This window comes from Brevundimonas sp. CURTG3B2_SDJG, assembly GCF_057364705.1.
In genome coordinates this window covers 1-4,916 of record NZ_JBNFOJ010000212.1, presented here as the reverse complement: position 1 = coordinate 4,916, position 4,916 = coordinate 1, and the positions used below count along the sequence as shown (strand labels likewise).

The window sequence follows — 4,916 nt, the reverse complement described above, 5'->3', positions numbered from 1 at the left end:
GCGATTCGGGTGGTCGGCTCGGGCCGGCCAGCCCGAGACCTTCGAGGACGCGGTCGAGGAGACCGGCTTCGCCGCCGCCGACGCGGTGGAGGCGGCCCTTGCGCCGTGGGGTCGAAAGCACGGTCGTCTCGGTCCTGGACGGCCGGGTCGCCCTGCTGCGGCCCGGATCGGTCACCCGCGACGAGATCGAGGCGGTGGTCGGGCCGCTGGCCCGGTTCGAGGAAGGGGGCGGGGAGGGCCATCGCTCCCCGGGTCGACTGACCCTGCACTACGCCCCCGACGCGCCGGTGCGGATCGAGGCCGAGGCGGCGAGGGACGGCGAAATCCTGCTGGGCTTCGGCCCCGGCGTCGGCGATCCCCGCTGGAGCCTGAGCCCCGCCGGCGACCTGCGCGAGGCGGCCGCCAACCTGTTCCGGCGCCTGCGCGAGGCGGATCGCGAGAAGCCGGCAGGCATCGCGGTGTCGCCCATACCCGCCACGGGCCTGGGCGAGGCGATCAACGACCGTTTGAGGCGGGCGGCGGGCTTCGTCGGCTGAGGTCGCGTAACGAAGGTTTACCGGCATTACCGATCCTTCATGCGCTGGTCGGGCGCGGCCACGGCATAGTCGGCGCGGCTTAGTCCGGAGGGTGCGCCATGCAGCATCGACGTGACCTGTTCCGCGCCGCCGCGGGCCTCGGCTCGGCTACGGTCCTGGGCGCCGCCGCCCCGGCCTCGGCCGGCGCGAGGACAACGCCCGACGAGCCCCTTCGCGAGGGTTTGCGGCGAGCCATCGGCGACATTCCCGAACGGCCCGGAGCGGACTTCGCCGTCCTTGAGAGCGTCGCCGTGCCGGGCGGCCGGCGGGACAAGATCGAGTTCCTGGCCGAGCGGGGCGATCCGCTGCTGCGGACGCCGGATGACCGGATCAAGGCCTATCTGTTCGTGCCCGACCACCCGGCGGGCGCCAAGCTGCCGGCGATCATCGCGGTCCACCAGGACGGCCCGACGACTCATATCGGCAAGTCCGAACCGGCGGGCCTCGCGGGCGACGCGACCCTCTATTACGGCCTGGAGCTGTTCCAGCGCGGCTATGTGGTGATCTGCCCGGATCGCTTCCCGCACGCGGAGCGCAGACGAATCACCCCCAACGACATGACCTCGGTGGATCCTGCCCGGGACTGGAACCTGGCCGATCACTGGACGGGTCAGCTGCTCCTGAGGGGGCGGACGGGCCTCGGCAAGGAGGCCTACGACCTGATGCTCGCGACCGACGTGCTGGTCTCCCTGCCGTTCGTGGACCGCGAGCGGATCGGCTGGATCGGCCATTCGGCGGGCGGGCTGGCGGGCGTCTACTTCATGTTCCTGGATCCGCGCGTGCGGGCCGGGGTCTCGTCCTGCGGCGTGTTCGGCTTCGCGGAGTTCTTCCGCGAGGACGGACCCAAGCGCCGGTCGGCCGAGTCGGCCCTGCCGGGGCTGCTGAACGTCGGGGACTCCGGCGACGTTCTGGCCCTGACCAGCCCGCGCCCGGTGCTGCTGACCCGCGGGACGTGGGAGTGGGGCCGGGGCGACGAATGGGGCCCCTTCAGCGAGCGCCATGTCGCCGACACCCGCGAGATGGAGGCCAAGGCGCGCCGGACCTACGGCGACGGCCCGGACAGCCGGTTCCAGGTCATCTATTTTGACGAGGAGGGCGGCAACCACGCCCTGCCGCCGGGGGTGAAGAGCCAAGTCTACGCCTGGCTGGATCGGCAGCTGGACCACCGGCCGACCTGAGGCCGTCAGAGAAACCGCGCCTTCACGTCCACGCTAGAGCGGGTTCCAACCTCGGCGAAACACCCCTCCAGCCACGCCTCGGCCGCCTCTCGCCCACGCGCCTTCAGGCGGTTCAGGAAACCCCATTCGGTGTCGAACTTGGATCCCAGCGACAGGTCTCCCAGCCAGTCGCCGGGCTCGATGGCGTGCAGCCTGAGCGCCCGGTAGCGGTCCGCGCCGGTCGGCTTCAGCCGGCCCTCGGCGATCAGGTCCTGGACGAAGGCGACGGCCCTCAGCTCGGCGGTCAGCGGGGCGTTGAAGACGATCTCGTTCAGCCGGTCCATGATCTCGCCGGCGGCGCGGGGCGTCTCGTCGCGGGTGAAGGGGTTCAGCGGCAGCAGCAGGATGTCGTCGGGCGTGTTCTCGTAGAACAGCGGCCACAGCGGCGGATTGGCCAGGTAGCCGCCGTCCCAGTAGGGCTCTCCGTCGATCTCCACCGCCTGGAACAGATAGGGCAGGCAGGCCGAGGCCAGGAGCACGTCGGCGGTCACCTCGGAGCCCGCGAACACCCTGGACCGGCCCTGGCGCACGGCGGTCGTCGCGACGTGCAGGGCGATCGACGAGCCGCGGACGGTCTCGAAGTCGACCGCCGTCTCCAAGACTCGCTTCAGCGGGTTCAGGTTGTAGGGATTGAACTGATAGGGGCTCATCGACAGAGCCAGGGTCTCGCCGGTCCGCCACAGGCTGGTGTCCTTCAGCCAGTCCGGGGTCAGGGCGCTGCTCCAGATCGAGGAGTCGCCGAAGACGTTGCGGCCGCCCGACTGGTTCACCTCGCGCCAAAGCAGGTCCAGCTGCGCCCGCGCGCCCTCGGCGCCGCCCTTCTCCAGCCCCGTGACCAGGGCCGCGGCGTTCATGGCCCCGGCCGAGGCGGCGGTCACCGCGCGGAAGTCGAGCCGGTCGTCCTCCAGCAGCCGGTCCAGCACGCCCCACTGGAACGCGCCGTGCGAGCCGCCGCCCTGCAGGGCCAGGCAGATGGGATGGCGCTTCGGGCGGGCCGTCTCGCGCTTCGCCACCGTCGCCCCCTCGTTCGCTAGTGGGCCGTCCAGCCGCCGTCGATGGAGAAGCTGGCCCCGTTGGCCGAGGCGCCCAGATCCGAGACCAGGTACAGCATCATCCCGGTCAGCTCGTCGGTGGTGACGAACCGCTTGGTCGGCTGGGAGCCCAGGATCACGTCCTTCAGAACGGCCTCCTTCGACATGCCGCGCGTGCGGGCCTGGTCGGCGATCTGCTTCTCCACGATCGGGGTCTCTACGAAGCCGGGGCAGATAGCGTTGCAGGTGATGTTGTCCTGCGCCACTTCCAGCGCCACGGTCTTGGTGAAGCCGATCACTCCGTGCTTGGCGGCGACGTAGGCCGACTTGAACGGACTGGCGACCAGGCCGTGCGCGGAGGCCACATTGATGATCCGGCCGCGCCCTTGCGCCTTCATGATCGGGATCGCCGCCCGCGTCGCATAGAAGGTCGACGACAGGTTGATGGCGATGATCTGCTCCCATTTGTCGGCCGGGAACTTCTCCACCGCCTCGACGTGCTGGATGCCGGCGTTGTTGATCAGAATGTCGACCCGGCCCAGCTGGTGCTTTCCGAAGGCCACCATGTCGGCGACCTCGTCCCCGCGCAGCATGTTGGCCGCGTGGTAGCGCACGCGCACGCCGCAGCTGGCTTCGAGCTCCGCCCGGATGCGCTCGATCTCCGAGGGGTCGCCCAGGCCGTTCAGGACCACGTCGCCGCCCCTGGCCGCGATGGCGCGGGCGAAGGCCAGTCCGATGCCGGAGGTGGAGCCCGAGATGACCGCCACCTGGCCCTTCAGATCGCCATAGTCGCGGAACGGCTTGGCGGCGTTGTCGGAGGCGTCACCACGCTTGGGCCACTGGAACATCTTGAGGTCGCTCTCTCGTTTCCTTCATCGCCTCCCGCCGTCATTCCGGGGGTCGCGAAGCGGAACCGGGAATGACGGGGAGGGAATATCCGGATCAGCCTAGCCTTTCGCGAGTGCGAAGGCGACTGTCCCGTTTCAGGTATTTCCCGATCTGGTGAATATCCAGTCCGTCTCGTTCGACAAGCCCTTGTCGAACCGGTAGCCGTCGCGATCGAACGCCTTCAGGTCCTCGGCCCGCTCGATCCGCTGGTCGATCGCGAACCGGGCCATCGTCCCGCGCGCCCGCTTGGCGAAAAACGAGATGATGCGACTCTCGCCGTCCTTCTCCTCGCGGAAGTGGGGCGTAACGACAGTCAGCTTCAACGCCCGGGCGTCCACCGCCCCGAAATACTCCTGGCTGGCCAGGTTCACCAAGGTCGGCTCGGCCAGGCCTTCCGCGTCCGCGTTGAGCTGCTTCGAAATCCGGTCGCCCCAGAAGTCGTACAGGCTGGAGCCGCGCCGGGTCTTCAGCCGGGTCCCCATCTCAAGCCTATAGGGCTGAATGCGGTCGAGCGGGCGCAGCAGGCCGTAGAGGCCCGACAGGATGCGCAGATGCGTCTGGGCGAAACCCAGGCCGGCCGAATCCAGCTCGCGCGCTTTCAGGCCTTCGTAGACGTGCGGCGAAGGCGAAGGCCGCCTGGACCCCCTCGGCCGATGCGGGCTGGAAGGCCTGGAAGCGCTCGCGATTCAGGCGCGCGAGGTCGTCGGAGATGCCCATGAGCCGCCGCAACTCGGCCACCGTGCGCGCCCGCGCCGTCTTGGCCAGGGAGGCGGTGTCCTCGCGGAACCGGCGCTCGCTGGCGGGAAGGGCGGGGTCGGCTTCGGTGAAATCCAGGCGCTTGGCCGGGGACAGGACGATCAGCAAGGCGAGGCTCCGGCGGCGAAGGGGCTGGAGATAGGCCGCTTCGATGACGATTTGAACCGGGCCTTAGGTCGCGGCTTGGCCGTGGAGGACGGAGAGCACCGCGGGCAGGCGTTCCGGCAGATCCTCGGCGATCAGGCCTGGTCCGAAGCCGCGGGCCGCCTCGGCGTGCATCCAGACGGCGGCGCGGGCGGCGTCGAAACTGTCCATCCGCTGGGCGATCAGGCCGCCGATCATGCCAGCCAGGACGTCGCCGGTTCCCGCCGTGGCCAGCCACGGCGTGCCGTTGCCGTTCACCGCGAGCCGGCCGTCCGGCGCCGCGATCACGGTGGCCGGCCCCTTGA

General features: G+C 70.0%; 4 protein-coding genes and 2 pseudogenes. 2 read left to right on the top strand and 4 right to left on the bottom strand.

The window, feature by feature from the left end; translation table 11 throughout:
* Positions 1-536: pseudogene (locus AC2W7C_RS13380) on the top strand (Sua5 family C-terminal domain-containing protein); the annotation flags it as partial.
* A 98-nt stretch (positions 537-634) separates the two neighbouring features.
* Complete coding sequence (locus tag AC2W7C_RS13375; protein ID WP_486001878.1) at positions 635-1,753, top strand: alpha/beta hydrolase family protein; 1,119 nt, start codon at positions 635-637, stop codon at positions 1,751-1,753.
* A gap of 5 nt (positions 1,754-1,758) precedes the next feature.
* On the opposite strand, the gene AC2W7C_RS13370 is transcribed toward AC2W7C_RS13375, so the two are convergent.
* The 4 genes and pseudogenes from AC2W7C_RS13370 to AC2W7C_RS13355 all read right to left on the bottom strand — a co-directional run.
* A complete protein-coding gene (locus tag AC2W7C_RS13370) occupies positions 1,759-2,805 on the bottom strand; it encodes a patatin-like phospholipase family protein (RefSeq protein WP_486001877.1) in 1,047 nt (348 codons plus the stop codon).
* A 17-nt stretch (positions 2,806-2,822) separates the two neighbouring features.
* Positions 2,823-3,671: a 3-hydroxybutyrate dehydrogenase gene (locus tag AC2W7C_RS13365; RefSeq protein WP_486001876.1), complete on the bottom strand. Its 849-nt coding sequence runs from the start codon at positions 3,669-3,671 to the stop codon at positions 2,823-2,825.
* 135 nt (positions 3,672-3,806) lie between these two features.
* Positions 3,807-4,575 (bottom strand): annotated as a pseudogene (yaaA, locus tag AC2W7C_RS13360) (peroxide stress protein YaaA).
* Between the two features lie 63 nt (positions 4,576-4,638).
* Positions 4,639-4,916, bottom strand: a 278-nt coding sequence (locus AC2W7C_RS13355) for an ADP-dependent NAD(P)H-hydrate dehydratase (protein ID WP_486001875.1), incomplete at its 5' end; no start/stop codon positions are given.

What these genes read in the sequence shown, in the direction of transcription:
- AC2W7C_RS13375 (WP_486001878.1), top strand. Translation starts at nt 635, where the DNA reads ATGCAGCATCGACGTGACCTGTTCCGCGCCGCCGCGGGCCTCGGCTCG.
- AC2W7C_RS13365 (WP_486001876.1), bottom strand. Translation starts at nt 3,671, where the DNA reads ATGTTCCAGTGGCCCAAGCGTGGTGACGCCTCCGACAACGCCGCCAAG.